At 69.9% G+C, this 24775-nt stretch carries 23 protein-coding genes and 1 pseudogene; 16 read left to right on the top strand and 8 right to left on the bottom strand.

Going from position 1 to position 24775, the window contains the following annotated elements:
- The first annotated feature begins 105 nt into the window (after nucleotides 1-105).
- The 6 genes from pruA (at nucleotide 106) to KBI5_RS17940 (ending at nucleotide 5490) form a co-directional block, all read left to right on the top strand.
- A complete protein-coding gene (pruA, locus tag KBI5_RS17965; protein WP_035731945.1) occupies nucleotides 106-1833 on the top strand; it encodes an L-glutamate gamma-semialdehyde dehydrogenase in 1728 nt (575 codons plus the stop codon).
- A 105-nt stretch (nucleotides 1834-1938) separates the two neighbouring features.
- Nucleotides 1939-2175: a hypothetical protein gene (locus KBI5_RS28795; RefSeq protein ID WP_011437208.1), complete on the top strand. Its 237-nt coding sequence runs from the start codon at nucleotides 1939-1941 to the stop codon at nucleotides 2173-2175.
- A gap of 78 nt (nucleotides 2176-2253) precedes the next feature.
- Entirely contained in the window at nucleotides 2254-2832 is a 579-nt protein-coding gene (locus KBI5_RS17955; protein WP_108913494.1) for a DUF5134 domain-containing protein, read from the top strand.
- A gap of 100 nt (nucleotides 2833-2932) precedes the next feature.
- Nucleotides 2933-3625 (top strand): AIM24 family protein, encoded by a 693-nt coding sequence (locus KBI5_RS17950; RefSeq protein WP_085015906.1) that lies wholly within the window; start codon nucleotides 2933-2935, stop codon nucleotides 3623-3625.
- 383 nt (nucleotides 3626-4008) lie between these two features.
- Complete coding sequence (bfr, locus tag KBI5_RS17945; protein WP_085015905.1) at nucleotides 4009-4488, top strand: bacterioferritin; 480 nt, start codon at nucleotides 4009-4011, stop codon at nucleotides 4486-4488.
- Nucleotides 4489-4878: 390 nt separating this feature from the next.
- Nucleotides 4879-5490 (top strand): superoxide dismutase, encoded by a 612-nt coding sequence (locus KBI5_RS17940; RefSeq protein WP_011437204.1) that lies wholly within the window; start codon nucleotides 4879-4881, stop codon nucleotides 5488-5490.
- A gap of 832 nt (nucleotides 5491-6322) precedes the next feature.
- Here KBI5_RS17940 and KBI5_RS26470 read toward each other — a convergent pair.
- Entirely contained in the window at nucleotides 6323-6490 is a 168-nt protein-coding gene (locus tag KBI5_RS26470; RefSeq protein ID WP_157902543.1) for a hypothetical protein, read from the bottom strand.
- Nucleotides 6491-6611: 121 nt separating this feature from the next.
- On the opposite strand from KBI5_RS26470, the gene KBI5_RS17930 reads away from it, so the two are divergent.
- From KBI5_RS17930 to KBI5_RS17915, 4 genes are all read left to right on the top strand, one after another.
- Nucleotides 6612-7118, top strand: a complete 507-nt coding sequence (locus KBI5_RS17930; protein ID WP_241883000.1) for an alpha/beta hydrolase — start codon at nucleotides 6612-6614, stop codon at nucleotides 7116-7118.
- 191 nt (nucleotides 7119-7309) lie between these two features.
- Complete coding sequence (locus KBI5_RS28790) at nucleotides 7310-7705, top strand: hypothetical protein (protein ID WP_011437202.1); 396 nt, start codon at nucleotides 7310-7312, stop codon at nucleotides 7703-7705.
- 20 nt (nucleotides 7706-7725) lie between these two features.
- The gene (locus KBI5_RS17920) at nucleotides 7726-9378 is read left to right on the top strand and encodes a hypothetical protein (protein WP_241882999.1); all 1653 of its coding nucleotides are present in this window, start codon (nucleotides 7726-7728) and stop codon (nucleotides 9376-9378) included.
- A 332-nt stretch (nucleotides 9379-9710) separates the two neighbouring features.
- Nucleotides 9711-10511, top strand: a complete 801-nt coding sequence (locus tag KBI5_RS17915) for a glutamate ABC transporter substrate-binding protein (RefSeq protein WP_232235038.1) — start codon at nucleotides 9711-9713, stop codon at nucleotides 10509-10511.
- 102 nt (nucleotides 10512-10613) lie between these two features.
- On the opposite strand, the gene KBI5_RS17910 is transcribed toward KBI5_RS17915, so the two are convergent.
- The 4 genes from KBI5_RS17910 to KBI5_RS17900 all read right to left on the bottom strand — a co-directional run bounded on the left by KBI5_RS17910 (nucleotide 10614) and on the right by KBI5_RS17900 (nucleotide 14762).
- The gene (locus KBI5_RS17910) at nucleotides 10614-10820 is read right to left on the bottom strand and encodes a hypothetical protein (protein ID WP_023840757.1); all 207 of its coding nucleotides are present in this window, start codon (nucleotides 10818-10820) and stop codon (nucleotides 10614-10616) included.
- A gap of 76 nt (nucleotides 10821-10896) precedes the next feature.
- The gene (locus tag KBI5_RS26465; RefSeq protein WP_023840756.1) at nucleotides 10897-11055 is read right to left on the bottom strand and encodes a hypothetical protein; all 159 of its coding nucleotides are present in this window, start codon (nucleotides 11053-11055) and stop codon (nucleotides 10897-10899) included.
- A 31-nt stretch (nucleotides 11056-11086) separates the two neighbouring features.
- The gene (locus KBI5_RS17905; protein WP_240724093.1) at nucleotides 11087-13357 is read right to left on the bottom strand and encodes a serine/threonine-protein kinase; all 2271 of its coding nucleotides are present in this window, start codon (nucleotides 13355-13357) and stop codon (nucleotides 11087-11089) included.
- Between the two features lie 358 nt (nucleotides 13358-13715).
- Nucleotides 13716-14762 carry a siderophore-interacting protein gene (locus KBI5_RS17900; protein ID WP_011437197.1) on the bottom strand — a complete coding sequence of 349 codons (1047 nt, stop codon included), beginning with the start codon at nucleotides 14760-14762 and terminating at the stop codon, nucleotides 13716-13718.
- Between the two features lie 294 nt (nucleotides 14763-15056).
- Here KBI5_RS17900 and KBI5_RS17895 point away from each other — a divergent pair, with 294 nt between their 5' ends.
- Both KBI5_RS17895 and KBI5_RS17890 read left to right on the top strand, forming a co-directional pair.
- Entirely contained in the window at nucleotides 15057-15806 is a 750-nt protein-coding gene (locus KBI5_RS17895; protein ID WP_085015900.1) for a helix-turn-helix domain-containing protein, read from the top strand.
- A 2-nt stretch (nucleotides 15807-15808) separates the two neighbouring features.
- Nucleotides 15809-16525, top strand: a complete 717-nt coding sequence (locus tag KBI5_RS17890; RefSeq protein ID WP_043590910.1) for an ATPase — start codon at nucleotides 15809-15811, stop codon at nucleotides 16523-16525.
- A 102-nt stretch (nucleotides 16526-16627) separates the two neighbouring features.
- Here the strand turns inward: KBI5_RS17890 and KBI5_RS17885 are convergent, their stop codons facing one another.
- Complete coding sequence (locus KBI5_RS17885) at nucleotides 16628-17830, bottom strand: PLP-dependent aminotransferase family protein (protein WP_011437194.1); 1203 nt, start codon at nucleotides 17828-17830, stop codon at nucleotides 16628-16630.
- 747 nt (nucleotides 17831-18577) lie between these two features.
- Between KBI5_RS17885 and KBI5_RS17880 the strand changes: the two genes are divergently transcribed.
- Entirely contained in the window at nucleotides 18578-19645 is a 1068-nt protein-coding gene (locus KBI5_RS17880; RefSeq protein ID WP_011437192.1) for a CoA ester lyase, read from the top strand.
- The gene (locus tag KBI5_RS17875) at nucleotides 19642-20583 is read left to right on the top strand and encodes a CoA ester lyase (protein ID WP_083494779.1); all 942 of its coding nucleotides are present in this window, start codon (nucleotides 19642-19644) and stop codon (nucleotides 20581-20583) included. Before KBI5_RS17880 ends, KBI5_RS17875 begins: the two co-directional genes overlap by 4 nt.
- A 173-nt stretch (nucleotides 20584-20756) precedes the next feature.
- On the opposite strand, the gene KBI5_RS17870 is transcribed toward KBI5_RS17875, so the two are convergent.
- Entirely contained in the window at nucleotides 20757-22043 is a 1287-nt protein-coding gene (locus KBI5_RS17870; protein WP_035941473.1) for an MFS transporter, read from the bottom strand.
- Between the two features lie 170 nt (nucleotides 22044-22213).
- Nucleotides 22214-23359, bottom strand: a complete 1146-nt coding sequence (locus tag KBI5_RS17865; RefSeq protein WP_085015899.1) for a helix-turn-helix domain-containing protein — start codon at nucleotides 23357-23359, stop codon at nucleotides 22214-22216.
- A 239-nt stretch (nucleotides 23360-23598) separates the two neighbouring features.
- Between KBI5_RS17865 and KBI5_RS17860 the strand changes: the two genes are divergently transcribed.
- Complete coding sequence (locus KBI5_RS17860) at nucleotides 23599-24087, top strand: 2,4'-dihydroxyacetophenone dioxygenase family protein (protein ID WP_011437188.1); 489 nt, start codon at nucleotides 23599-23601, stop codon at nucleotides 24085-24087.
- A 244-nt stretch (nucleotides 24088-24331) separates the two neighbouring features.
- A pseudogene (locus KBI5_RS17855) lies at nucleotides 24332-24775 on the top strand (hypothetical protein); the annotation flags it as partial.

Below are 24775 nucleotides of genomic sequence, written 5' to 3'. Positions count from 1 at the left end.
GGGACGCGGCGGGCCTGGGATTATGGGCGGGCCTGGGACGCGGGCTGGTTGGACGGGGGACGGAGCGTGCGACGGGACGAAGCAGAGCGCGTGGCGACCGGACCGGTGACGGTTCCGGTCGCGCGTAACGAACCGACCCGTTCCTACGCCCCGGGTAGCCCGGAACGTGCCAGTCTGCGGCGGGCCCTGCTCCGGCTGGGCGGTGAGCACATCGAGCTGACTAACACGATCGGGGGACACCAGCATCTCGGCGGCGGCCCGGCCCGCGACGTCGTGCAGCCTCATGCATACCGGCGGGTGCTCGGAACGCTGCGAGAGAGCACCCACGCGGACGCGGCCGCGGCGGTCGCCGCGGCGAAGAAGGCCGCCCCCGGCTGGCGGGATCTGGGTTTCGCGGGACGGGCCGCGGTGCTCCTGCGCGCCGCGGAGGCGCTCGCCGGCCCGTGGCGGGACACGCTGAACGCGGCCACCATGCTGGGCCAGTCGAAGACCTGCCAACAGGCGGAGATCGACGCCGCCTGCGAGCTGATCGACTTCTGGCGGTTCAACGTGATGTTCGCCGCCGAGTTGCTGGCCGACGTGCCGGCCAGCGGGATCGGGGAATGGAACCGGTTGGATCTGCGTCCACTGGAGGGATTCGTCTACGCGGTCAGTCCGTTCAACTTCACCGCCATCGCCGGGAACCTGGCGACCGCGCCGGCGTTGATGGGGAACACTGTCGTCTGGAAGCCGGCTCCCACGCAGGCGTTCGCCGCACATTTCCTGATGCGGCTGCTGGAATCGGCGGGGTTGCCGCCCGGCGTCATCAACCTCGTCGGCGGTTCGGGTGAACCGGTCAGCGACGTGGTGTTCTCCGACCCGGATCTGGCCGGCGTTCATTTCACCGGTTCTCCCGCCGTCTTCGCCCGGCTGTGGCGGGCGGTCGGCGAGAATCTGGACGGCTACCGTTCCTATCCGCGGATCGTCGGGGAGACCGGTGGCAAGGACTTCGTGGTGGCGCATCCCTCGGCCGACGTCGACGTGCTGCGTACCGCGCTGCTGCGGGGGTCCTTCGAGTACAGCGGCCAGAAATGCTCGGCGGCCTCCCGGGCGTACCTGCCCGCAAGCCTGTGGCGGCGCCTGGACGCCGAACTCGCCGCCGCGACCGAGGCACTGTCGGTGGGGGACGTCAGCGACTTCGACCATTTCACCGGTGCGGTCATCGACGCGCGCGCCTACGATCGCCTGGCCGCCGCGTGCACCCGCGCTGCCAGCGATTCGACCGTCACCGTTCTCGCCGGGGCACAGTGCGACGACGCTGTCGGCTGGTTCGTCCGGCCGACGGTGCTGCTCGGCACCGATCCCGGGCGGGAGTGGTTCACCCGCGAGCTGTTCGGCCCGATCCTGTCGGTTCACGTCTACGACGACAACCGGCCAGGTGCCTGGGACGACGTGCTGACACTGATCGATCGGACCTCGTCCTACGCGCTCACCGGTGCCGTCGTCGCGACCGACCGCTCGGCGATCGCTCGCGCCGAACACGTGCTGCGCTTCGCGGCCGGCAACTTCTACGTCAATGACAAGCCGACCGGGGCCGTGGTCGGCAGGCAGCCGTTCGGCGGCGCTCGCCGTTCCGGTACCAACGACAAGGCCGGTTCCGCGCAGAACCTGCTGCGCTGGGTCAGCCCACGGGTGATCAAGGAGAATCTCGCTCCGCCTGCCGACCACGTGTATCCCCACATGGGGCCCGGGGCCTTTGGCGCGTCCGGCGGTGGCGCGTCCGGCGGCGGTGGCGTGGGTGGGCTGCCGGACGACTCCGCCGGGGGTCCCCCGGCCCCTGACCGTGCCCCCTGACTGCGCCCCGTGTCCGTGCCCCCGGAATCCGGTAAACGCGCAGACGTTTCCCTGAGAGGATCTTAGACTGATATTCCTGATTGGTCCGCTACCCCGGGAGGCGACATGTCCGGATCTACTCATGGGCGTCACATTTTGACCTTCTGCGGAAAATGCAACTGTGGTTGCCCGGAGCTCTTCGTCGACCACGAAGCTCCGGCGGAGCGGCGCATCGTGCTGACCGACGACTTCGGCCAGCGGATCCAGATGAGCGTCGAACAGCTCCAGGCCATCATCGACGAGGCCCGTGCCGGCAGCATCACCGCACTGGTCGATGCCGAACTTGCCCTGGGCGTGAGCTGACGTGCGACGTGCCGTAACTGGACGGGAGCCCGCGGATCGGGGTGTCACCGGGTGGGGTCGGCGGGGGCCGTCGGATCGGTGACACACCACCACCCGGCAGCGGCGCACGCACTGGCCCCACCGCAGGCGGTGGCCGTCGTTGCCGCGGCCGTCTGCGCGTTGCTGGCGATGTTCCACGCCGGACGTCTTGCCGGCGCGCTTGCGCGAGCCCGGCGGAGGGCCGTGTACCCACCGGTCGAGATCGGGCACACGGTGGTGGCCGCGGGAATGGCCGTCATGTTCGTCGGCCCACGCTGGATGACGTCGTCGGTGGTGTTCGCCGTCGCCTATCTGGCGCTGGCCGGMGTCTTCTTCCTCCTTGTCCTGACGGACCCGACCTGCGAGCCGTCGCGGTGGTCCTGTTGCTCGATGCTCGTCATCGAGGGCTTGGCGATGGCGTGCATGGCCCGGGCGGGCAGGTGGCCGGTCGATGATTCGACCGGTCTGACGAATCTGACCGACTGGTTCGCGGTGATCTTCGCTGCGGCGGTGGTGGCTGCTGTCGGTGGCCCGCTGGTCCGCAGGGTCAGGCCGGGCTGGGTGACCCACCCGCCGCCGGCGACATCGGCCGCGTCCCGGCTGGTCATGGCCGGCGCGATGCTGCTGATGCTGCTCTGACGGACGGGTGCCGGTCCTGACGGGCGGCTGCCGGTCTACCCGCCTTATTCCCGTCGGTATTCCTACCGGTGTGGCCCGAACGGGTATGGATGGGCGTTGAATGGAGGCCATGAGCCAGCCACTCGCCACCTTCGCGGGGGGCCCCGCCGCGGGCCCCCCGTTCGCCCTGGAAGAGGGCGATCGCATGCTGCGGGTACGCCTCGACGGCGGCGAGATGTACGCCAAGCAGGGATCCATGGTGGCCTATCGCGGCCGCGTCGACTTCGCCTACAAGGGCCAGGGAGTCGGTGGATTCCTGCGGCGGGCGGTGACTGGTGAGGGCCAGGACCTGATGAGGGTGGCCGGCCACGGAACCGTCTGGTTCGCCGAGTCCGGAAGCCACATCTCGGTCTTCACGCTCGACAACGACAGCCTGACGGTCAACGGCCGCAGTCTGCTCGCGCTGGAGTCCGGCATCCGCTACAAGGTCACCACGACGTCCGGCGGCATCGGCGCCATGATCGCCGGTGGGATCTTCAACACCGAGGTTTCCGGCAGCGGCGGCGTCGCCGTGCTGTGCCTGGGCGCTCCCCTGGTGTTGTCGACGGACGAGCCGGTCTGCGTCGACCGGGATGCCGCGGTCGCCTGGACGGCGGGCGTGCGTACCCGGGTGGTCTCCTCGTTCAAGATAGGCAACCTCGTGGGGCGTAGTTCGGGGGAGCTCGCGCAGATCGAGTACTCCGGTCGGGGGGGATTCGTCGTCGTCCAATGTGGTGAGACGCCGGYCGCCGGGACCGGCACCGACCGGCACTGAACCGACTGCCGGCAGCGTGCCGGCAGGGGCTCGTCTGGTCGGGCGAAGTCGCTGCGGGGGAATGACGCCATGATTATGACGGTTCGTCGCACGCTGCCCRCACGCTTCCTCTGTGCGGGATTTCTATCCTACAGTAAAACTTACCTGCACTTACGTTCATGCGGATGTGAGGGGTCCGGGTTCAGGTTCGCTGCGAAATCCGTATCCGTGTGATGTGCTGTCCGCTGGAGGTTCCGCCCGTCGGCTCGCGCGGACCGTCGGAGGTCATCGCCGCTGGTTGAGGCGCCACGACGGGTCGATCAAGCGGCGTGGGACGGGGYACTCCCTCGGTGTGATGACGAACGACGTCCGGCCGGCGATGCCCGACGGGAGGTGGAGGTTATATGGTGACGCGTGGTGACGCGGAAATCATCGAACTTCTGAACAGCGTGCTGACGAACGAGCTCACGACCGTCAACCAGTATTTTCTGCACAGTCGTATGCAACGTAACTGGGGATATCGACGGATCGCCGAGCACTATTATCACGAGTCGATCGACGAGATGAAGCACGCGGATCAGCTCATCGAGCGGGTGCTGTATCTCGGCGGTCTGCCGAACTTGCAGCGTCTGCACACGCTGCGTATCGGGGAGAYGGTGCCCGAGCAGCTCGAGGTGGACCGGTCCGGGGAGTTCGAGGCGGTTGACCTGCTGCGCCGGGGGGTCGCACTCTGCCGGGAGCGGGGCGACGTCGGATCGGCCGTGCTCCTCGAGCGGATCCTCGTCTCCGAGGAGGAGCACATCGACTGGCTCGACGCCCAGCTGGAGCTGATCTCCCAGCTTGGTGYGGCCCATTACCTCGCCCAACAGATCCATGAGGAGTAGCGGAAGGTAGTGGATGGTGGCGATGAATGGCGGAGTAATCCCGTTTTCGTTTCCTCGTCGTTACGCACCGTTGTTGGCGATGTRAACGGGCCGATCCTTTGAGTGTCATGGTGTCGGGTCTCGCCATGCAGGACCCATCCGACTGGCGATAGTGTCCAGTCGGGGGGATCGCGCGGAGGATCRCAGCAGCGAAGCCGACCGTCCACAGGGTGCCGTTGAGGCGGTGCCGCGGGAGAGGGGAGGGGCGAGCCGATGAGCATCGCCAGGTTCTGTCCGCCTCCTCCGCCCCGGGTGGCCGCCGGCTCCACCGCACCGCCCATCTGACCTCCGAGAGCTCCACGCGGGGACTCCTCGGATGAATTCCTTATGAATGGAAAGGATCGTGCGCTAGTGGCGACGTACACGCTGCCGGACCTGAACTACGACTACGGTGCTCTGGAACCGTCCATTATCGGGCAGATAGTCGAACTGCACCACGACAAGCACCACGCGACCTACGTCAAGGGTGCCAATGACACCCTTGAGAAGATCGCCGAGGCGCGCGACAAGGGCGACTTCGGTGCCATCGTGGGCCTGGAGAAGACGCTCGCCTTCAACCTTTCCGGGCATATTCTCCACTCGATCTACTGGGAGAACCTCTCGCCGGACGGCGGGGACAAGCCGGACGGTGCGCTCGGTGAGGCCATCGCCGCCGACTTCGGTTCCTTCGACGCCTTCAAGGCGCAACTGAACGCGGTGACCACCACGGTGCAGGGTTCCGGGTGGGGCGTCCTGGCCTACGACGCCACCGCGCAACGTCTGCTCATCGAGCAGGTGTACGACCACCAGGGCAACGTCGGCGTGGGCAACACCCCGCTGCTCGTGTTCGACGCCTGGGAGCATGCCTGGTACCTGCAGTACAAGAACGTCAAGGTCGACTACGTGGCGGCCCTGTGGAACGTCGTCAACTGGGCCGACGTGGCCGCCCGTTTCGTGAAGGCCAAGGGCGCGGCGGCGGCCTGACCGTGCGGGCTGGTTCCCCGAGGCACAGGACCGTGCCCGGAGAGCCGAGATAGTTGATCATCAAACGTGCGCGAAAAATGTGTACGGATCATGACAAGGGCAGCGCCTCCGGCGGTGCCCTTGTCGTCGTTTTCCGGTGTTTCGGGGCGGGGGCCACGAGGTCCGGTCACCGGCTTCGCGGCCGGCTTCCCAGCTGACCTTGCCGCCGGTCCGGCCGACCGGACACCTTTCGGTCGACGTCACGTCAGCGTCTGGTCGGCGTGTCGTGGAGTGATGTACGACACGCCGTGAACGGCTTGACGGCTTCCCTTCCCGCTACGCAGGGTAGTAGACATGTTCGTGGACGTGCTCCGGCCCGATCGACGCCAGTCCGAGATCCTCCCGTCGCCGTCGTCCTGGCGACGTTGTCGCTGATCTGCCGGCGGTCCCGAGCCTGCCGGCGGTCCCGAGCCGAGCGATCCGTCCCGGCCGCGGGCGGCCAGCGGTCCGGCATCCTCCGCAGCCCGATGAGCTCCTGACGTTCGCCGGCAGGCGACGTGCGGCAGCCGCGTGTCCCTCCGGTCGCCGGGCCGTCGGACCGATCATCGGCGGGCCGGACACCTTCCCTCTCCCACTCTTCAAGCCTTCTCCGCGTCCGCGAGCTTTCACCGCGTCCTCAAGCCTTCTCCGCGTCCTCAAACCCTCACCGCGTCCTCAAATCCTCACCGAGTCTCCGAGGCGAGATCAACGATTGATGTCGCCTCGACGCCGCGCACGCGGCACGTCCGGCCCGTCTGCCGCGACGATCCGTTTCGTCCGAAGGAGATCTGGCGCCGATGCCGTCGCCGACCACTCAGTTGTCCGTCGATGATCCACGGATGGCCTCGCCCACCTCGCCCACCTCGCCCACCTCGTCCGCGGCGGGCAGGCAGTCCCGCGCCCGCACCATCGTCGGTCCGCAGCGGGGCAACTCCGTCGTGCCGACCGCAGGCAGGCCGGCCGCGACACCCATCGCACCCATCGCACCCATCGTCTCTCCGGCGTCCACCGCCGTCCCGGCCGCGACCCCGGTTCCGTCGACGCGTCGGCTCCCGGCGGCCTCTCCCGCCTCCGGAGGGGCACCCGGGGAATACGTGCGTGCCGTGGTCGCGGTGCTGCTCGGGCGCGGTGAGCAGGCCGGCCCGTTCCACCTGCTCGCCGATCGGCTCGCGCTGGACGGCTACCTGGTGACCGTCGTTCCCGACGGTGGCCGCCGGGTGCCCGCGGTGGCCGAGAACCGGGTGCCGGGTGTCCCGTTCGTCCTCCTCGGTTCCGACACGGGGGCCCTCGCGGCGCTGGCGATGGCCGCCTCCCCCGCGGTACGTCCCGACGGTGTGATCATGGTCGGCCTGCCGCTCCTGCAGGTTCCCGTCGCGGGGGTGGCCATCGAGGAACCGTTGYCGCGTGCCCTGCCCGACCTCCCGATCCTGCTCATCCACGGTGCGCAGGACGAGGTCAGCCCGCTACCCCTGATCCGGATGACGACGCGCACCGCGTCCCGGGCGGAGCTCGTGGTCGTCCCGGGCGGCCACGACGTGCTGACGGGTCCGGGGCGTCGCAGCGTCGCCGCGCGGACCCTGCTCTTCCTGGAGTCCCTCCGCGAGGCCTGACCCCGGCGGGTCTGCCGGCCCGGGGAGGGCAGCGGGTCGTGATCGTCGCCGCCCGCATACTCGGCATGGCCGTTCGGCCCACTCGGTAAGGGCCGAACGGCCAGCCGGGCGTGACATCCGGCGGATCGGCTGGTCCGTCCCGGCAGGGCACTGCTGACGACACCGCCGCCGGACCCCCGCGGGTCCTGAAGATGCCCAAACCCGTCGTGGTCGGATCCGTGGACCTGCGACGGCGACAGGCACGGGAAGACGCCTGCCAGACCGAGGTGGCCCTCAACCGGCGGCTGGCGCCGGACGTGTACCTCGCCGTCGCGGACGTCCGCGACGAGGCCGGCCTCCTGCGTGATCACATGGTCGTCATGCGTCGGCTGCCCGTCGCGCGCCGACTGACGACGCTGGTCGAGCGGGGCGGGTGGGTTGATCCACAGCTGCGAGACCCCGGTGCGGATCGGTGCGGATCGGTGCGGCGGGCAGCCTGGCGGCTATGCAGGCTCGCTGGCTGGACCTGCTGCGCGCCGAGGAACGTTCCCGCCGGTTCCGGCGATACGAGCCCCTCGTCGTTGCTTAGAGTAATCGGATCGGGGTGAAGCGCGTACGCTTAGTTGCTGTGACGGCTGTAACGTCGCTGCCGCCCACGCAGAGTGGGGGAGCCTCCCCGGCCGGTCGCCGAGCGACCGCGCGTCGTCGCCGTGGCGGTGGGGAGCCCGGTGGCCCGGGCGGCCCGCGAGCGCGGTGGGGCACGCGGCTCGCGCGGGCCGTGCTGGGCATCGCGGCGCGATGCGACGCGGGTGTCCGGCTCGTCGGGCTGCTGGCGTTTCTCGTGGTCGCGCTCGCGTTGTTCGGGTTGACGCTGCACGGAGTGGTCACTCATCGGCTGGACGCGACCGACGGTCTGGTGAGTCGGCACGGCCGAGCGCTCGCCACGGCTCAGGAGCTGCGRGCCGCCCTCTCCCAGGCGGATGCCGCCGCGGCGGCGGAGGTCTTCGCGCCCGTCGAGCTTCTCGTCGGCAGGGGAGAGTCCGCCGCCGAGCTGCGGCAGCGCTATGATCGGATCAAGAACGGTGGGCTGTTCGAGGCGAGTGTCGCCGATGCCGCCCGTGACGTCCTGGACCTGCGCCGACTAGACCCGGCCCTGTGCGCCGCGGACCCGCCCTGGTCCGACCCCGCGGCGCCGCCACCCGGACCCGACGGCGCAGGGACCCGGCCGTCGTCCGGGCGGATYGCCTCGTCGTGCCCCCTGGACGTGCTTGCCGGCGGCATTCCCGTCTACAACGGGATGGTCGAACGGGCCCGGGCGAACAACCGGGCGGGGCTGTCCGTCGGCGAGGCCAACCTGCGGGCCGCCTCGACGATGATGCGCACGGAGATCCTTCCGGCGACCGAGGTGCTCGTCGCCYGGTACGCCGACGCGGTGGACACCGCCTACCAGCAGGCCACCGGCTCACGGGGGGAATGGGCGATCGTGATCACGGCCGCCCTCGCGATCATCGCGCTCGTCGGCGTCCAGCTGCTTCTGGTCCGACGCACGAACCGACTGGTCAACCCGGGCCTGCTGCTCGGCACCGGGTGCATCCTGGCCACGGTCACCTGGACCGCGGTCGCCTTCGGGACCCAGCAGACCCGTCTTGACACCGCGCAGGACTCCGGGTATCGACCGATGAGCCTGCTCGCCCGATCGAAGACCCTGGCTCTGGAGGCACGGGTCGATGAGAACCTCTCGCTGACGGCGCTCGGCAACGGCACCCGTTTCGACGAGCACTTCGCCTGGGTGACCCGAGGCCTCGGCTTCGACGTGACCGGTGACCGCCTACCGCCCGAACCGGTCACCCGTCGTGGTTCACTCGTCGTCGCCCTCGACGCGCGCGGGGGGGCCGGGATACCGGCGGGACTCGAGAGCGATCTGCGCTCCTGGCTGCGTAGCCGGGCCTCGGTGGTGGCTCTGCTGGCCTCGTCACCGGACTCGGTCGTCGCGGCCGCGCGAGGACCGGGAGACGCCGGCTCCTCCGTCGGGGACCCGCGTTCCTCCGACACGTTCGGACAGGCGGTGACCCGGACCCTCGGGCCGGGCACGACGGCGTTCACCAGCTTCCTCGGCAAGCTCGACGTCGCGATCGACGCCGCCCGGGGCAGGTTCGAAGGAGATGTCCGCCGGGCCGCCGCGGCGTTGCGCGATCTCGAGCTGGCCGGCCCGGCACTCGTCCTCACCGCGATCGTCGCGGCCGCGGCGGGGATGTGGCCCCGGCTCCGGGAGTACCTGTGAGCCCGCCCGGTCGGACCGGGCGCCGGACCGGGCGGACCACCCGCCGGCACCCTTCCATCCCGACGGGGGCAGTGGGCCCGCTGCTTGGGGGGATCCTCGTTGGCTGCATGGTCCTCGTGGGCGGTACGGGCTGCAGTACCGCCCGTAGCCCCCTTCCGCTGGAGGCCGCCCCGATGCCGCCATCACCGGTGCCGGACGCCGAGCCCACGCGGGCGTCGGCGGAATCGGCCAACCCGGATGGAACCTGTCGCCGGGATGGCAGACCGCTCCGGTCGAGCGAACCACCCCTCACCCCGATGCCTCCCCCCGGCCGGATGCCGGTGGGCAGCCGCATGCGCGCGATCGCGCGGGACCGCGGCTACCTGCGCGTGGGCATCGCTACCGACGCGCCCCCGGCCGGGTTGATGAACTGGCGCACCCTGCGACTGGAGGGTTTCGACGTCGGCATAGCCCGCGCGGTCGCAGCGGCCATCTTCGGCGCCGAGCGGGTCGACGATCATGTCCAGTTCCGTGCCGTCACCACCTCCGAGCGGGAGGACCTGCTCCGTTCCGGCATGGTCGACATGCTCGTGGCTACCATGACCATCACCTGCGAGCGCAAGCGGCAGGTCCGGTTCTCCGACGTGTACTACGAGTCGACCCTGCGGTTGCTGGTTCGGGAGAACGCCGGGTTCCGCGGTATCGCCGATCTCGTCGGACGGCCGGTCTGCTCGTCGGCGGGGAGCACGTCCAGCGAGAAGCTGGCGCGGCTGCCGGCGCCGGGACCCCGACCGGTGACCCGGGCCCGCCTCGCGGACTGCCTGGTCGCGCTCCAGCACGGTGACGTCGACGCGATCGCCGGCGACGATGTCCTCCTCGCCGGACTGGCCGCCCAGGACCCCTACACGACGGTGCTCGGGCCGAGCGCCTTCGGCGCGGACTTCGAAGCCGGCGGCCGGCTCGACGAGCCCTACGGTATCGCCATGCCGATCACCGGGGACACGGCGGGAGACGACGAGTTCGTCGCGTTCGTCAACGGCGTGCTTCGCGAGATCATGCTCGACGGAACCTGGTCCCGCCTGTATGACGAGTGGCTGCGACCGGGCCTACGCGTACCCGGCCGCCCCCCGCTGCTCGACGGTGGCCGTCCCTGACCGGGCCGTGAGCTGGCGGGCCGGGCGAGCCACGAGATCGAAACCGGTGATTCATGATGAATGACGCGCACCCGAGCCCTGGTGCCCGAGCCCCGATGGTTGTCACAGTTCGGACGGTAGACCGACAAGCCGTGCGCCGGCGTCCCAGAGCTGGTTGCAGCGCGCGACGTCGGTGGTGTGCGATGCGGTTATGACCGTCTCGTGCCGGACGAAGAAACGCCCGCTGACACCATTGATTTCGGGACTGGTCGCGAGCCATGCCGGCGTATCGGCACCGACGTCGGGGCCAGGCCTGAACGGATCGAGCATCGCGCTGAACACCCGCAGTGCGCCGCGGGAATCTCGGCCGAGTCCGTCTTGCTGATAATGCCCGGATGAGCGCCGTTCACCGTGATGCGGGAGCCGGTGAGCCGCCGACCACGACGAAGCGCGCTGGCCGGTCACTCATGGGGCCGATCAGCGAGCGCAGCAGCAGGTACGGCGCGAGATGGTTGGTGGCCAGGGTTCGCTGGATACCTTCGGAGGTGATATCGCCGAGCTCCACAGCTCAGTGCCTATGAGCAAGGAAGCCACCGTCAGAGCAGCGTGCGGGGCCGGATGCGGTTCGCCTGGTCGACGAGGCGGACCCGGCTCGCCCGGTCACCGGCCAACCGGGCCATCTCCCGGTAGGTCTCGGCCAGCCCGAAGCGGAGGTCCCGTTCCACCATGACCCGACTGAGCAGGGTCGGTGGCCGGGGCGCATCCGCGGCCGGGTAGGCGGCCGGGTAGGTCATGACGAGGGCCAAGGCGGCGGTGAACAGGTCACGGTGCAGTTCGGCCCGGCGTCGTTCGCCCAGGTCGAGCCTTGGATCGGCCAGTATCGTCGCCGCCCGATGCAGGGCCGCCGATCCCGAGGCCGCGCGGTCTGGTCGGGCGGCCAGGCCGACGAGCACCCCGATCATGCGGATCCGCGACGCGGTGTAGGCGGCGGACGACGGAGGGACCCGTAGATAAGCGTCGATCTTGTCAGTCGGATCGGTCCGGCATCGGGCCAGCCCGAACGCCGCGCTGGTCGTGCTCGGATCGATGGTGGAGACGACGTCGAACAGGGCCGCGGCCCGGTGCCGGGCCGCGTCACGTTCAGGCGCGGTGTCCGCGGTGTCCGCGGTGTCCGCGGTGTCCGCGGTGTCCGCGGTGTCCGCGGTGGTCGCCACGTCCGCGAGTGCGGTCGCGAGGGCGAGGCGCGGAGCGAGCTCCCCGGGGACCCGGGAGTAGACCCGGTCGAACGCCGCGGCGGCCACGGCCGGTCGTCCTCCGACGAGGGCATGTAGGCCCCGGTACCAGTCGACCCGCCATTCCCGCGGCTGCTCCACGGCCGCGTCGTCCAGGGTGCCCGCCGCCTCATGGAGCTGCCCGGCCCGGATCTGGGCGCGGGCCAGGGACAGCCGCACCTCGGTGGTCCTCGGGACGATCGCCGCCAGCCGGGTGGCCAGGGAGGCCGGTTCCTCGTCCGAACCGGCGGTCAGTCCGGGCGCCCATGGATCGTCCTGGTCGATCCGCAGATCGGGGAGGACCTCCCACCATGCGGGGGTCCCGGCGGGCCCCGCCTCCCCGGTGGGGTGCCCGACGGCGTCGAACCACCGGCTGGCCAACGGGGGGACCGGCCCCTCCGTTCTGGCCACGATCTCGTAGAGCACCCCCACCAGTTCGTCGGCGAGCTCCGTGGTGCTCTGGAAGCGCTGGTCGGGATCGGTCGCGGTGGCTCGGCGCAGGAGCCGGTCCAGGGATTCGAAGTCCCGCAACGGGGCATGGGCCCGGCGCGGCGGCAGGGCGTGCCGGTAGGCGCCGAGGAAGCCCGGGAACCGGCCGAGGACGAGACGGGCCAGGGTCCGGGCGACGGCGAAGATGTCGGTGGTGACCGTGGGCGCGGTGCGCGCGATGCCCGCCGGGCGTTCCCCGTCGTCGTCGAGTTCGGGGGCCCGGTAGCCGGGCGTGGACAGGTATCCCGACACGCGGTCGTCGAGCCGGCGCGCCCCGCCGAGGTCGATCAGTTTGACRTCCTCGGCGGTGACCATCACGTTTTCCGGTTTCAGGTCGCAGTAGACCAGCCCGAGGCGATGCAGATGCCCGAGGGCCGGAAGCACCCGCAGCAGGTAGCGGATCACGTCGGCGGCCGACGGCGGAGCCGACCGCCCGTCCGGTCCCGCCACCCCGACCTCGGCCAGGCCGGCCAGGGACACCCCCGGCACGTACTCCATGACGATGTAGTCCTCGCCATGGTGGGTGACATAGTCGAGGATCTTGACGATGCCCGGATGGGACACCGTGGTCAGAATGCGCCGCTCTCCCTCGGCGATCCGACGCGCCTCCGGGTTCGCCGCGTCGAGCAGGCCCTTGAGCACCACCCAGGCCCGCACGCCGTCGCCGCCGAGGTTGTCGTCGGTCGCGGCATACACCCAGCCGAGCCCACCGTGCGCGATGACGCCGTGCACGGTGTAGCGGCCGACCCGTTCGCCCGGTCGCAGCTTGACGGTGAACGAGTAGCGGTGGCCGCATCCCGCGCAGCTGCCTTCCAGGGCGACGCTCTCGTCCTGCTCGTCCTGCTCGTCGTGGCCCGGCCGGGCCACGGGCGCGCCGCACCCGGCGCACTCCCGAAGGCCCGTGGGAACGCTGGGCGCGTCCAGGAGGGGCGGGGTCGAACCGGGGGGCGGGCCGACCAGGTGTGGGAGCCGGAGCGGATCACGGTGGGCGCCGGGCGCCGGGAACCGCCGGGGTAGCGCGGTCACCCGGGGAGCCGGCAGATTCACCGACCCGGATTCCCCGACGATGGGAGGCCCGGCAACGGGTCTCGCGCTGTCCTCCGTCATGGCCCCTCTTCGCCAACGGGCACCATTCGCGTACCGGGTCCACCCGCCACCGTGCCGTCATTCCCCGACGGGTCGTCCCCGAGCCGCCGTCGTCCGGTCCGTTCGTCGCCTTGTCCGTGCGACGGCTTGTCGGAATGCCGTGGCGCGGTGGATCCCCGTGGTCGGGCGGTGTGCGCTGGTACGCGACCAGCCTGCCATGCGGTCGGGTTGTCCGCCGTGACGGAGCCCGGTTGCATCGGCTACGGGTTGTTTGGAGAGCGAGTTTGGCGGGCGAGGGCCCTGGGACGCGTCCCACCGAAATGCCGCGCCCACGATCGGGTGGTCGAGGATCGGGTGGTCGAAGCCGGTGCCGACCCGGTCACCGCCGGCGCTCGACGGCGCGGGCCTTCACGGTCGCCCCGAGGCCGCGCGCGGTGGTTTCGGCACGCTGCTTCAGCGGCCCGAGGGTGCGGCGCAGCCGATCGATCCGTCCCTCGCCGCCACGGGTGACATCCGCCGCCTCGCCCTCCCCGTAGTCATGATCGGGATGGTCCGCCGCACCCAGCCGCCAGTAGCCGCGGGTCGACAGGTCGGCGCGGTCCAGCCCCGCGGCGAGCAGGTGACGGCGGATCCGGCGTACCGCCGTGGCCTCGCAGGCCACCCAGGCCGCGGTGCCGGCGGGCAGGGGTACGGCCTCGACGGCCTCGGCCAGCAGCGTGCCGGGAACCCCGCCGTCACGGTGCAGCCAGGTGACGGTCGTCGCGGGGGTGACCGGGAGAGCCCGTCGGCGGCCGGCGTCGCGAACCTCCGCCACCACGGTCACCGGTACCCGAGCGGGCAGCCGTTCCAGCACCGTCGCCAGCGCGGGCAGGCCGGTCTCGTCGGCGGCGAGCAGGTGATGCGCGGCCGACGTCCGCACCTCGTATCCACCCCCCGGTCCGGCGATGGCGAGATGGTCACCGGGCCGAGCGGTACCCGCCCACCGCCCGGCCGGACCCTCGCCGTGCAGGAGCATCTCGATGTCCAGTTCGAGGGCCTCAGCGTCGAACCGGCGCGGGGTGTAGGTCCGCACGATCGGGCGGGGCGTACCCGCCGGGAAGACGGGTCGTCCGTCCGGCCCCCAGCTCGGAACGGTCGGTTCGGTCTGCCCGTCGGCCGGCAGGAAGATCTTCACGTGCTGCGCGGCCCGGGGCAGCGCGAATCCGGCCAGCGCCGGCCCACCGAGCGTCACCGTCACCATGTCCCCGGTGAGCGGGGTGACGCGGACGACCCGCAGCCGGCGCGGGGCCGGCCGGGCGCGCCGCGGCGCGGGCCGGTTTTCCGCCGACGTCGACGGGCGGCCGTCGCGCCCGTCCGGTAGTCCGGTCGGGTGGGGCGTGGATGGTGGCGTGGATGGTACGGAGGAGTCCGGCCCGAAGGTCGACATCGGTTCTTGCGTCCTGTCTCTCGTGACCGCGGGCTGGACTGGTCCTGGCCCGCACGGACGGGCTTCAGGCCCGAGACGGGGCTGTCCCGACCTCCGCGAGCCCGGGTGGCATTTCAGGACGAACCTACGCCCCGCCATTCGGGCGATGACTCGCGGAGGGGCGCGACGGTCGTTCCGTACCTGCTTCGGGCCTGCTTCGGGCCTGCTCCGGATCTGCTCCGGATCTGCTCCGGATCTGCTCCGACATGATTGTCCTCCTTGACAAGGAAAATTTTCGGCAGGACGATGAGGCGCATGTTGGAGGTCGCAGTGATCGATGACCCGGCCGCCGCGGGGGCCGCGCTCGACCCGGTCCGGGCGAGGTTGCTGGCCGCGCTCGCGGAGCCGGGTTCGGCCAGCACCCTGGCCACTCCCGTGGGGCTGTCACGTCAGCGGGTCAATTACCACCTGCGGGCCCTGGAGCGTCACGGGCTGGTCGAACTCGTCGAGGAACGCAGAAGGGGCAACTGCACCGAGCGCGTATTACGGGCGACGGCGGCCTCCTATGTGATCTCGCCGACCGCGTTGCCGGCGGTCGCCCCGGATCCCGGCCGGTCGCCGGATCAGCGCTCTGCCCGATGGCTGCTCGCGCTCGGTGCCCGGCTGGTGCGGGAGATCGGCGACCTCCTCACCGGTGCCACCGCCGCCCGGCAGCGGCTGGCGACGTTCGCGATCGACAGCGAGATCCGGTTCGCCTCCGCCGCGGACCGCGCCGCGTTCGCCGCGGAGCTCGGGAAGACGGTTGCCGCCCTCGTCGGCAGGTACCACGACACCACCGCTGCGGGCGGGCGCTCCCACCGTTTCGTCGTCGCCCTGCACCCGAGCGTCACGCGGCCCGAGCGGGTGGCTGTCGGGTCCAATGCGGGATCCGAGGCGGGAGAGGGCATCCTCGGCCTCGGCACCGCCGGTCCCACTGGCATCGACGGTCCCACCAGCGCAGCCGGCCTTACCAGCGCAGCCGGTCCCACCGGAACCGATGGCCCCACCGCAACCAAGGAGAACTAGAGATGTCCCGTGGGTTCGAGATCCGCCGCGAGGGCGTGCTGCCCACCTCCCCGGAGGAGTACTGGGACGCCGTGACCACCGGTAACGGCGGATGGCTGTGGCCGATGGAGTTCGAGCCCCGCCAGGGTGGCGCCGCGCCCTTCGGGGGCACGGTCACCGTCTGGGATCCGCCGCACCACCTCGTCACCCGGGTGGAGGGTGCGGATGGCTGGCTCAACCAGCTGGAACATGTGATCGAGGGCCGGGACGGCGGCACGACCTCCTTCCGCTACGTCCACAGCGGGATCTTCGTCGACGACTGGGAGAACCAGTACGACGGCGCCAGCCAGCACACCGACTTCTACCTGCACACGCTCGGCCAGTACCTGCGGTACTTCAGTCGCCGGCCGGTGACCTACGTCGCGGCCGACGCGCCGGCGTCCTCGACCGCGCCGGACGCGTTCGTCCGGCTGCGCCGCGAGCTCGGCGTCGCCGACGAGGTCGGCCAGGGCGACGCGGTGCGCGTCACCCTCCCGGGCATCGACCCGCTGGACGCCGTGGTCGACTACCTGCATCCCCACTTCCTCGGCCTGCGGACCGGCGACGGGCTGTACCGCTTCTTCGGCCGCAACGCCTTCGGCGCCCCGATCGGCATCGCCCTGCACCTGTTCGCCCCCGGCGCCGACCAGGCGAAGACCACCCAGGCCTGGACCGACTGGCTACAGGACGTGTTCGCCTAAGCGCCTTTGCGGCGGTCTCTATCGTTTCGTCGGTCCCCGCCGTTTCGTCGATCTCCGCCGACTCGTGTCGGGCCGGCACCGGCACCCGGTCAGGGATGACGGTCATACTCCGAACGCCCGTGCCAGCCGCGTCAACCCCTTCGTGATCTCCACCGGCGGGTGCGTGGTGAAGGACAGGCGCAGCGTCGCGGGGTCCGGCGGCCCCGCGAAAAAAGGAGCACCGGGAACGTAGGCCACGTCGTGCTCCACCACGCCGGGCAGCAGGGCGGTGGCGTCGTGACCATCGGGGAGGCGGGCCCAGACGAACATGCCGCCCTCGGGCCGGTTCCAGCTGCTCCCGGGCGGCAGCGCCCAGGCGAGCCCGTCGAGGAGCGCGTCGCGGCGTTCGCGGTAGGCGGCGCACATCCGAGCAATGTGCAGGTCGGGGTCGGCGTCGGCCAGATACCGGGCGGCGGCGGCCTGATCGACCGTGGAGGTGTGCAGGTCCGCGGCCTGCTTGGCGATCACGCAGGCCCGCCGCAGCATGGCCGGGGCCCGCAGCCAGCCCAGTCGCATCCCTGGGGCTATGATCTTGGAGAAGCTGCCGAGCAGGACGGTGCGGTCGGCGGCGTCGGCGAACGACGCGATCCACGGCTCCCGCGTGCCCTGGAAGCGCAGCTCACCGTAGGGGTCGTCCTCGACGATCCACAGGCCCTGCTCCGCGGCCACCCGGGCGACGGCCGCGCGGCGCGCCGCGGACAGCGTCCGACCGGTGGGGTTCTGGAAGGTCGGCACCAGGTAGAGCAGTCTGGGACGCTCGCGGGCCACCGTCTCCGCCAACCGGTCGGGGAGGATCCCGTGCTCGTCGGTGGGGACGGGCACCACCCGGGCACCCGCGAGGCCGAGGCACTGCAGGGCAGCCAGATAGGTCGGATCCTCCACGAGGACCGCGTCACCCGGCTCCACGAGCGTCGCCGACAGCAGCGTCAGGGCCTGCTGCGAGCCCGTCGTGATCAGCAGGTCGTCCGCTCGGGTGGGCAGGCCGCGGCGCGCCAGGCGTTCCGCGACCGTCTGGCGCAGGTCCGGGTCGCCCTCCGTGGCGGAGTACTGCAGCACGCGCCGCGGCTCCTCGGTGAGCACCCGGTCGTAGGCGCGCCGGATTCCGTCGGCGTCGAAGAGCTCGGGAGCGGGTAGACCGCCGGCGAAGGAGATCACCTCCGGGTGGGCGGTCAGCGCGAGGATCTCCCGCACTGGCGAGGTGCGCACGGCGCCGGCTCGGGCGGCGAGACCGGGCACCGCAGCGGCGGGTGGAGCGGCGTTGGTCATGGCGGCTCCTCGAACTCCTTCTCCGGGTTCTCCCCGACGTACACGACCACTCGCCGCCAACCGCCGGGACGGCCGTACAGCGGCGTTCCAGCCTGTGGACTGTGYTTCCCGCATCCTGGACTTTCTGGCGATCATAGCCATCGGCGCCGGCTCACGTGGCCGCCCGCGACTCCGAGCAGGCCGAGCAGCACGTTCACCAGGAATATCGAGTCCCACCAGAAGTGGTCGAGCAGGACACCGGCGAGGACGGGCCGCCGGCCAGCCCGGCACCCGCGGACGACGAGAACAGCGCGAACGCCGACGCCCGGGCCGGACCGGGGATGGCAGAGGTCATCATGCCCCTTCGTATCGGGCGCAGACGATGTCTCCGATCGGGCTGGTTGAGGGGAGGCTGGTTGAGGGGGCTGCTCGTGAACAGGCACCGAACGCCGACGGCGTGGGTAAGACGTCCGCACGGAGAAAGCCAGACTGCGGACCTGGACGGAATGGCGACGGGGAATTCTCCTGTCGCAGTGGTTTATGCGGAACTCATGGAACAGAAATAGAGCGCCCGGATCGCAGAGAATGCCTGCCGACTGGACCATGACCTCGACGGTCGCGATCGGGCGGGAGATGATCAGGGGAGCGTGTCGGACATCAAACTGATACAGTCCGGCGGAGTCGGGCGTCGTCGACGCTGAGTGTCGCGCTGGTCGCCGGGAGCCGGTCACCCGGCACCGGCCAGGGTTCCTTCCCGGGAGATTTCACATGCGCAGCGCCAAGGATTTCTTCGCTCCCCTCGCCGTGGGGGCGCCACCCCCGCCTCGCGAGATCCCGTGGCGGCCGTCCCGGATGATTCACTTCTTCGACCCGAGCAACGAGAAGATGGCGGCGAAGCTGCCGCAGATCATCCCCCGGGTCGACGTGCTGCTCGGGAACCTCGAGGACGGGGTCCGAGCGGACAACAAGATCGTTGCCAGGGAGAACCTGATAAAGATCGTCGACGGCGCGGACTTCGGTGAGACGCAGTTCTGGATCCGCCTGAACAGCCTCGACTCACCCTGGGGGCTCGACGACCTGCTCACGCTCGTGCCCGCCATCGGCGAGAATCTCGACGTGGTGATGGTGCCCAAGGTCCAGGGGGCGGAGGACATCCACTATGTGGACCGCCTCCTCGCCCAGTTGGAGGCGAAGGCCGGCCTGTCCCGGCCGGTGCTTGTCCACGCGATTCTGGAGACCGCGCGAGGGGTCGCGAACGTCGAGGAGATCTGCGCGGCAAGTCCCCGCATGCAGGGTCTGTCCCTCGGCCCGGCGGACCTGGCGGCGGACCGGCGGATGAAGACAACCCGTGTCGGCGGTGGGCACCCCGGCTACCTGGTACGCCAGGATCCGCGGCCGGACGACCCGGCGGCTGTCCGAGCCACGTTCCAGCAGGATCCCTGGCACTACACGCTCGCCCGGATGGTAGACGCCTGCGCGGCGAACGGGATCATGCCGTACTACGGGCCGTTCGGTGACATCGCCGACGTCCTCGCCTGCGAGGACCAGTTCCGCAACGCGTTCCTGCTCGGGTGTGTCGGGGCGTGGTCACTGCATCCCGTTCAGATCGACATCGCGAAGAAAGTCTTCAGCCCCGAGCCCGCGGATGTCGAGTGGGCAAAGCGCGTCGTCGCGGCCATGGGCGACGGAACGGGTGCCGTGATGGTGGACGGTACGATGCAGGACGACGCCTCGGTGAAGCAGTGCCGGGTCATCCTCACTCTCGCCACTCGCCTCGCCGCCCGGGACGCGCAGCTCGCGGCGGCCTACGGACTACCCGCGCCGGAGGCACGATGACCGGCACCGCGGCCGCGGGTTCCCCGGGTTCCCCGTCCGCGGGCCGCCCACCCGCCGCGTACCGTCCGCGGCGTTCCGTCCTCTACATGCCCGGGGCCAACGAGCGCGCCATGGAGAAGGCCAGGAATCTGCCGGCCGACGCGCTCATCCTGGACCTCGAGGACGCGGTGGCGCCCGTCGCCAAGGAGCGCGCCCGGGAGCAGGTCTGCGCGGCGGTGGCCGATGCCGCCTACGGCCACCGGGAGGTCACGGTTCGCGTCAACGCCCGCGGCAGCTCCTGGCATGCCGACGACCTGCGCGCCGCGGGACGGGTGGGCCCGGACGCCGTCGTGGTGCCGAAGGTCGAGTCGCCGTCGGACGTCCACGCGATCGAAAAAGGGCTCGAAGCGGCCGGCGCGCCGGACCGCACCATGATATGGGCGATGGTGGAGACACCTGGTGCCATCCTGCGCGCCCAGGAGATCGCCCAGGCGTCGCCGCGGCTCACCGTCCTCGTGATGGGCACCAACGACCTGGCCAACGAGCTGCGTGCCGAATTCGTGCCCGGCCGCGCCCCGCTGCTGACCGGCCTGGGGCTGTGTCTGCTGGCCGCGCGCGCGAGTGGAACCGCGATCCTCGACGGTGTCTACAACGACATCCGCGACGCCGACGGCTTCGCGGCGGAATGCCGCCAGGGCCGCGAGATGGGCTTCGACGGTAAGACGCTTATCCACCCCAACCAGATCGAGACGTGTAACCGCACGTTCTCACCCACTGAGGCCCAGGTCGCGCAGGCCGCGGAGATCGTGCGGGTCTGGGAGGAGGCGCTACGCGAGGGCCGCGGAGTGGCGACCGTCGACGGCCGGCTGATCGAGAACCTGCACGTCGACAACGCGCGCCGGATTCTCGCCGTCAGCGCGGCCATCGCGGGTCTGGCCGACGGCCAGGCGGCCTCCTGACGGTGACCGTTCTGGCGGTGACCGTTCTGGCCGCTTCGACGGCTGTAGGGATGCGACAGCCCCTCCACCGCGGTGGAAGCCACCGCGGTGGAAGCCACCACCGTTCCCTGCCAGCGTGATCCGGACGCTCGGACGCTCGGACGCTCGGACTCGCGGGCGATGTCTCCTGTCGGTCAGTGCAGGGGCCGGTGCGCGGTCTCGGGGAGCCGGCTGAAGACCACGGTGCTGACCAGGGCGACGGCGGTGACGTACCAGCCGAAGGAGGCGGCGTGGCCGATGTCCACGAGGTAGGTGGCGACGTAGGGGCCGGTGCCGCCGAAGAGGGCGACGGAGAGCGCATAGGGGAACCCGATACCGGAGCTGCGCAGGCGCGCCGGGAACAGCTCGGCGACCACCGCGCTCGAGATGCACGACCAGCAGGCGAGGAACACCAGCCCCATGATCTGAACCAGGAGCAGTCTGGTGGTCGAGCCGTCCAGTAGGGCCAGCATCGGAACCGTGCCGACCACGAAGAAGGTGCCGAAGATGAGCAGCATCGGCCGCCTGCCGACGCGGTCCGAGATCGCTCCGAAGACCGGCTGCAGGGCGAGGAAGATGGTCAGCGCGACGACACCGGAGAGCAGGCCGTGCTTGAGGTTGGAGCCCACCGTGATGTTCGCGTACGTCGGCAGATAGGCGGTCCATACATAGAACACCAGGGCCGGGGCCGCGGTCAGCCCGAACACCTGGAGGGATTCCCTGGGGTGCCGGCGGAGGAACTCGAACATGTCGGCACGACGGGCACCGGCCGGCTCGTCCGCCGTCTGGGTGAGGGTCTCCTTGGCGTGCGTCCGGATCCACATGCCGACCATGGCCGCGACCGAGCCGAGCAGGAAGGGGATCCTCCAGCCCCAGCTGGTCATGTTCTGCGAGTCCAGCGTGCTGGCGAGTAAGGCGCTGATCCCGATCGCCGCCAGGTTGGCCGAGGTCGCACTGATGTAGAAGAAGCTCGAGTACAGTCCCCGACGGCCAGCCGGCGCGGACTCGATGAGAAACGCGCTTCCCGCGGCATACTCGCCCCCCGCGGAGGCACCCTGGATCAGCCGGGCCAGCAGGAGCAGTGCCGGGGCGGCGACCCCGACCTGCTTGTAGGTGGGGGCAAGCCCGATGATGAGACTGCCCAGGCCCATGCCCATAATCGTGGTGCTGAGCGTCCTGCGGCGGCCGATCCGGTCGGCGAGAATCCCGAGGATCAGCGCTCCGACCGGGCGGGCGAAGAATCCGACGGCGAAGATCGCTAAGGTCGACATCAGCGGCACCAGGCTGCCTCCCGGGCTGGCCGGGAAGAACTGCGTGGAGAAGTACACCGCAAGCATCGAGTAGATGTACCAGTCGAACCATTCGACGGCGTTGCCGACGGAGGCGGCCAGGAGCTGCCGATAGTGGTTGGTCCGCTCCCGGAGGCCGGTTGTTGCTGTCATCGAAGCGGTCATGGGTTGCTCCCCTGTTGGGCGGGGCCGAGACCACCAGCTCGGAACGTCGAGCTCTGATGGGCCCGGTAACGGGTACGAATTTCCAACAGGATGTGGCGTGCGACACATCGAAGGCTACGGGCGGGATGCCAACGCGGCGCCCTTCGCTTCGTACGCGGCTACGAAACCGGCGGGGCTGCCGTCTCCGCATGGAAGGCCCAGGACAGTTCCACCAGGGTGTCGGTGTCGTCCAGGGACCGCCCGGTCAGCTCCTCGAACCGGGCTAGTCGGTAGCGCAGCGTGTTGACGTGTACATGCAGCGCCTCGGCGGTCCGCGGGATGTTACGGCCATTGGCCAGGTAGCAGCGGAGCGACTCGACGACTTCCTCCCCGAACGCACCGGTGTCCCGGAGCGGCTGGAGGTAGCGGGCCCGCATCAGTGCGGTCACGTCCGCCGCACGCGGCACGGCCACCCGCCAGCCGAGGCTCTCGAGGGTGTGCACGCCCTCGTCGTGGCGCAGTCGGGCCGCGGCCAATACGTCGTTGGCCACCGAGAAGGACGCCGCGACCCGGCCCAGCGGCCCCTCGGGCCCGGCGGCGACCAGCAGCCCCGGGACCGCGGGTGGCGGCCCCGACACGATCCCCACGAGCCGGCCTTGGGAGGGCACCAGGAGCAGGACCATGTTGCTGCGCCGGCACCCCTGGTTGATCAGGTTGAGGGCYTGGTCCAGCTCCGCTTCCGACAGGGTGGCAGTGCACACCGCCCGCAGGCGTGTGTCGCGCCGCACGTGGTAGCGGATGCACCCCTGCTCAATCTGCGTCGGAGACAGGGTGYCGGCGAGCAGCCCGGCGAGCCATTCGTCCCTGCGCCTTCGGTCCGCCACCGCATGCGACAGGCCGTACTCACGGTAGGCGCTCGCCGCACGAGCGGAGAACACGTCACTCAGCTTCCACAGCAGCGAGGTGAGGGTGAGCGACTCGGGGTGGTCGACCCCGAACTCCTGGGCGCGATCCACCAGCCGGTCCTGGATACTCGCTATGCAGATGCGGAAGCCGCCCATGATGTCCTCGATCGGCACGCCCTGCCGGAGCCGTTCCAGCGTTGTGCGCTCGGCCTGCCAGATCTCCGAGCTCGGCGGCACGACGCCCGCCCGCAGGGTGCGGCACGCCAGCACGACGTTGCGGTGGATGCTCGTCACCAGCGCCTCGGTCGGGACCACCTCATAGGCCGGGATCTCGCGCCGGACACGCTTGATCGTGGGATCCACCAGTCCCTCGTCGTGTTCCAGCGCAGCGGTGAGTTCTCGCACACGGTCGTCGGACATCCGCATCATCAGGGGATTATCCTGCCCGGCGGTGTCATCGGCACCCCGGTCCGCGCCCCAATGGCGCGCGTGGCACCCGCGCTTGTCGCGTATGTTCAGGGATCTGTCACCGCTGTTCTATCTCGGATCTTTTGGTGGGTCCAGAATCAAACCCTACCGCTCGCCTAGCCGGCTGTTCCCCGCCGGATCCAGACGATTCCGAAGGCAGGGATCGACGACAGCCACCCGAGGAGATGCAGATGACGACACTGGTCAATCCCCTCCAACATTTCGCTCCAACGTACACGGGAGTCGATGATCTTCCCTGGGTTCCGTTCACGCCTTACACGAACGAGGTGGAATTAAAGATCCTTCATGTGGATCTGATCAAGAGCGAGACGCAAATGCTTCTGCGGGCGCCGGGSGGAGCTTCGCTGGGTGTGCACGACCATTATGGCCGCGTGCTTGTCTACACCGTTCGAGGGAAATGGCGGTACGCGGAGCACGCCTGGGTGTCGGGGCCGGGTGACTTCGTGTACGAGGTCGCCAACAGCAGGCACACGTTCATTGTGGAGCCTGACGAGGGCATCGAGGTGTTCATCTCGGTTGAAGGAGCTATTGCTTTCCTCGGCCCAAGCGACGAGATCATAGGCATCGAGCAGGCCCATACGTTCGCCGAACGATACAACGAGTACTGCAGGAAGCACGGGATCATACCGGTTGACCTGACCAGCTTCGCCCTCTCGTAGCCAGTCGGTTGGTGGGGCCGGTGATCACGCTGGTCCCACCAGTAAGCCTTGCGAGTCCCACCGGCCACCCTGGCCACCCTGGTGAGCCTTGTGYGACCCTCGCCTTCGACGAGTCGCCAGCCGGTCGCTATTCGTACACCACGAGCGTGGATTCCGCTATCGCGACTTACCTGGGCTTCCCCCACGTCTTCCCACTGCTTATGCTTGCGGGCGCGGCGGCCCAGGTTCCCGGTAGGAGGCCATCATGCGAATCTACGAGACGTACGACCTCGTCGATGTACCCCATCGCGACCGTCCTGGACGCTGGGAGGAGATCCTGGGCAGCGCGGTGACGCCATTCCACACTGATGTTCCTCCAGGGCGATTACCCTACCGTGCCTCGATTGAGCGTCGCTGGTTCGATGACATCGCGCTGCTGGATATCGCATGTGATCCGTGCAGGGGTGAACGTAGTCGAAATCTGATCAGCCGGACCAGCGAGGACAATATCGCGATATTCTTCGCTACCGCTGGGACTGAACGGCTTGCCATCGAGGACAAGAAGATTGTTGTCACTCCAGGAAGCTTCGTCATCTGGAACAGCATGCAAAAGGTGCGGTTCGAAGTTGTCGAGCACTTCCGCAAAATTACCCTGGTAATCCCGAGAGCAGCCAGGGCGGCGTGGCCGCCACCCTTTCGTATGAGAATT

The sequence above is a fragment of the Frankia sp. KB5 genome (genome assembly GCF_002099325.1).
GTDB classification, from domain to species: Bacteria; Actinomycetota; Actinomycetes; order Frankiales; family Frankiaceae; genus Frankia; species Frankia casuarinae.
This window is presented reverse-complemented; position numbering and strand designations above follow the sequence as displayed.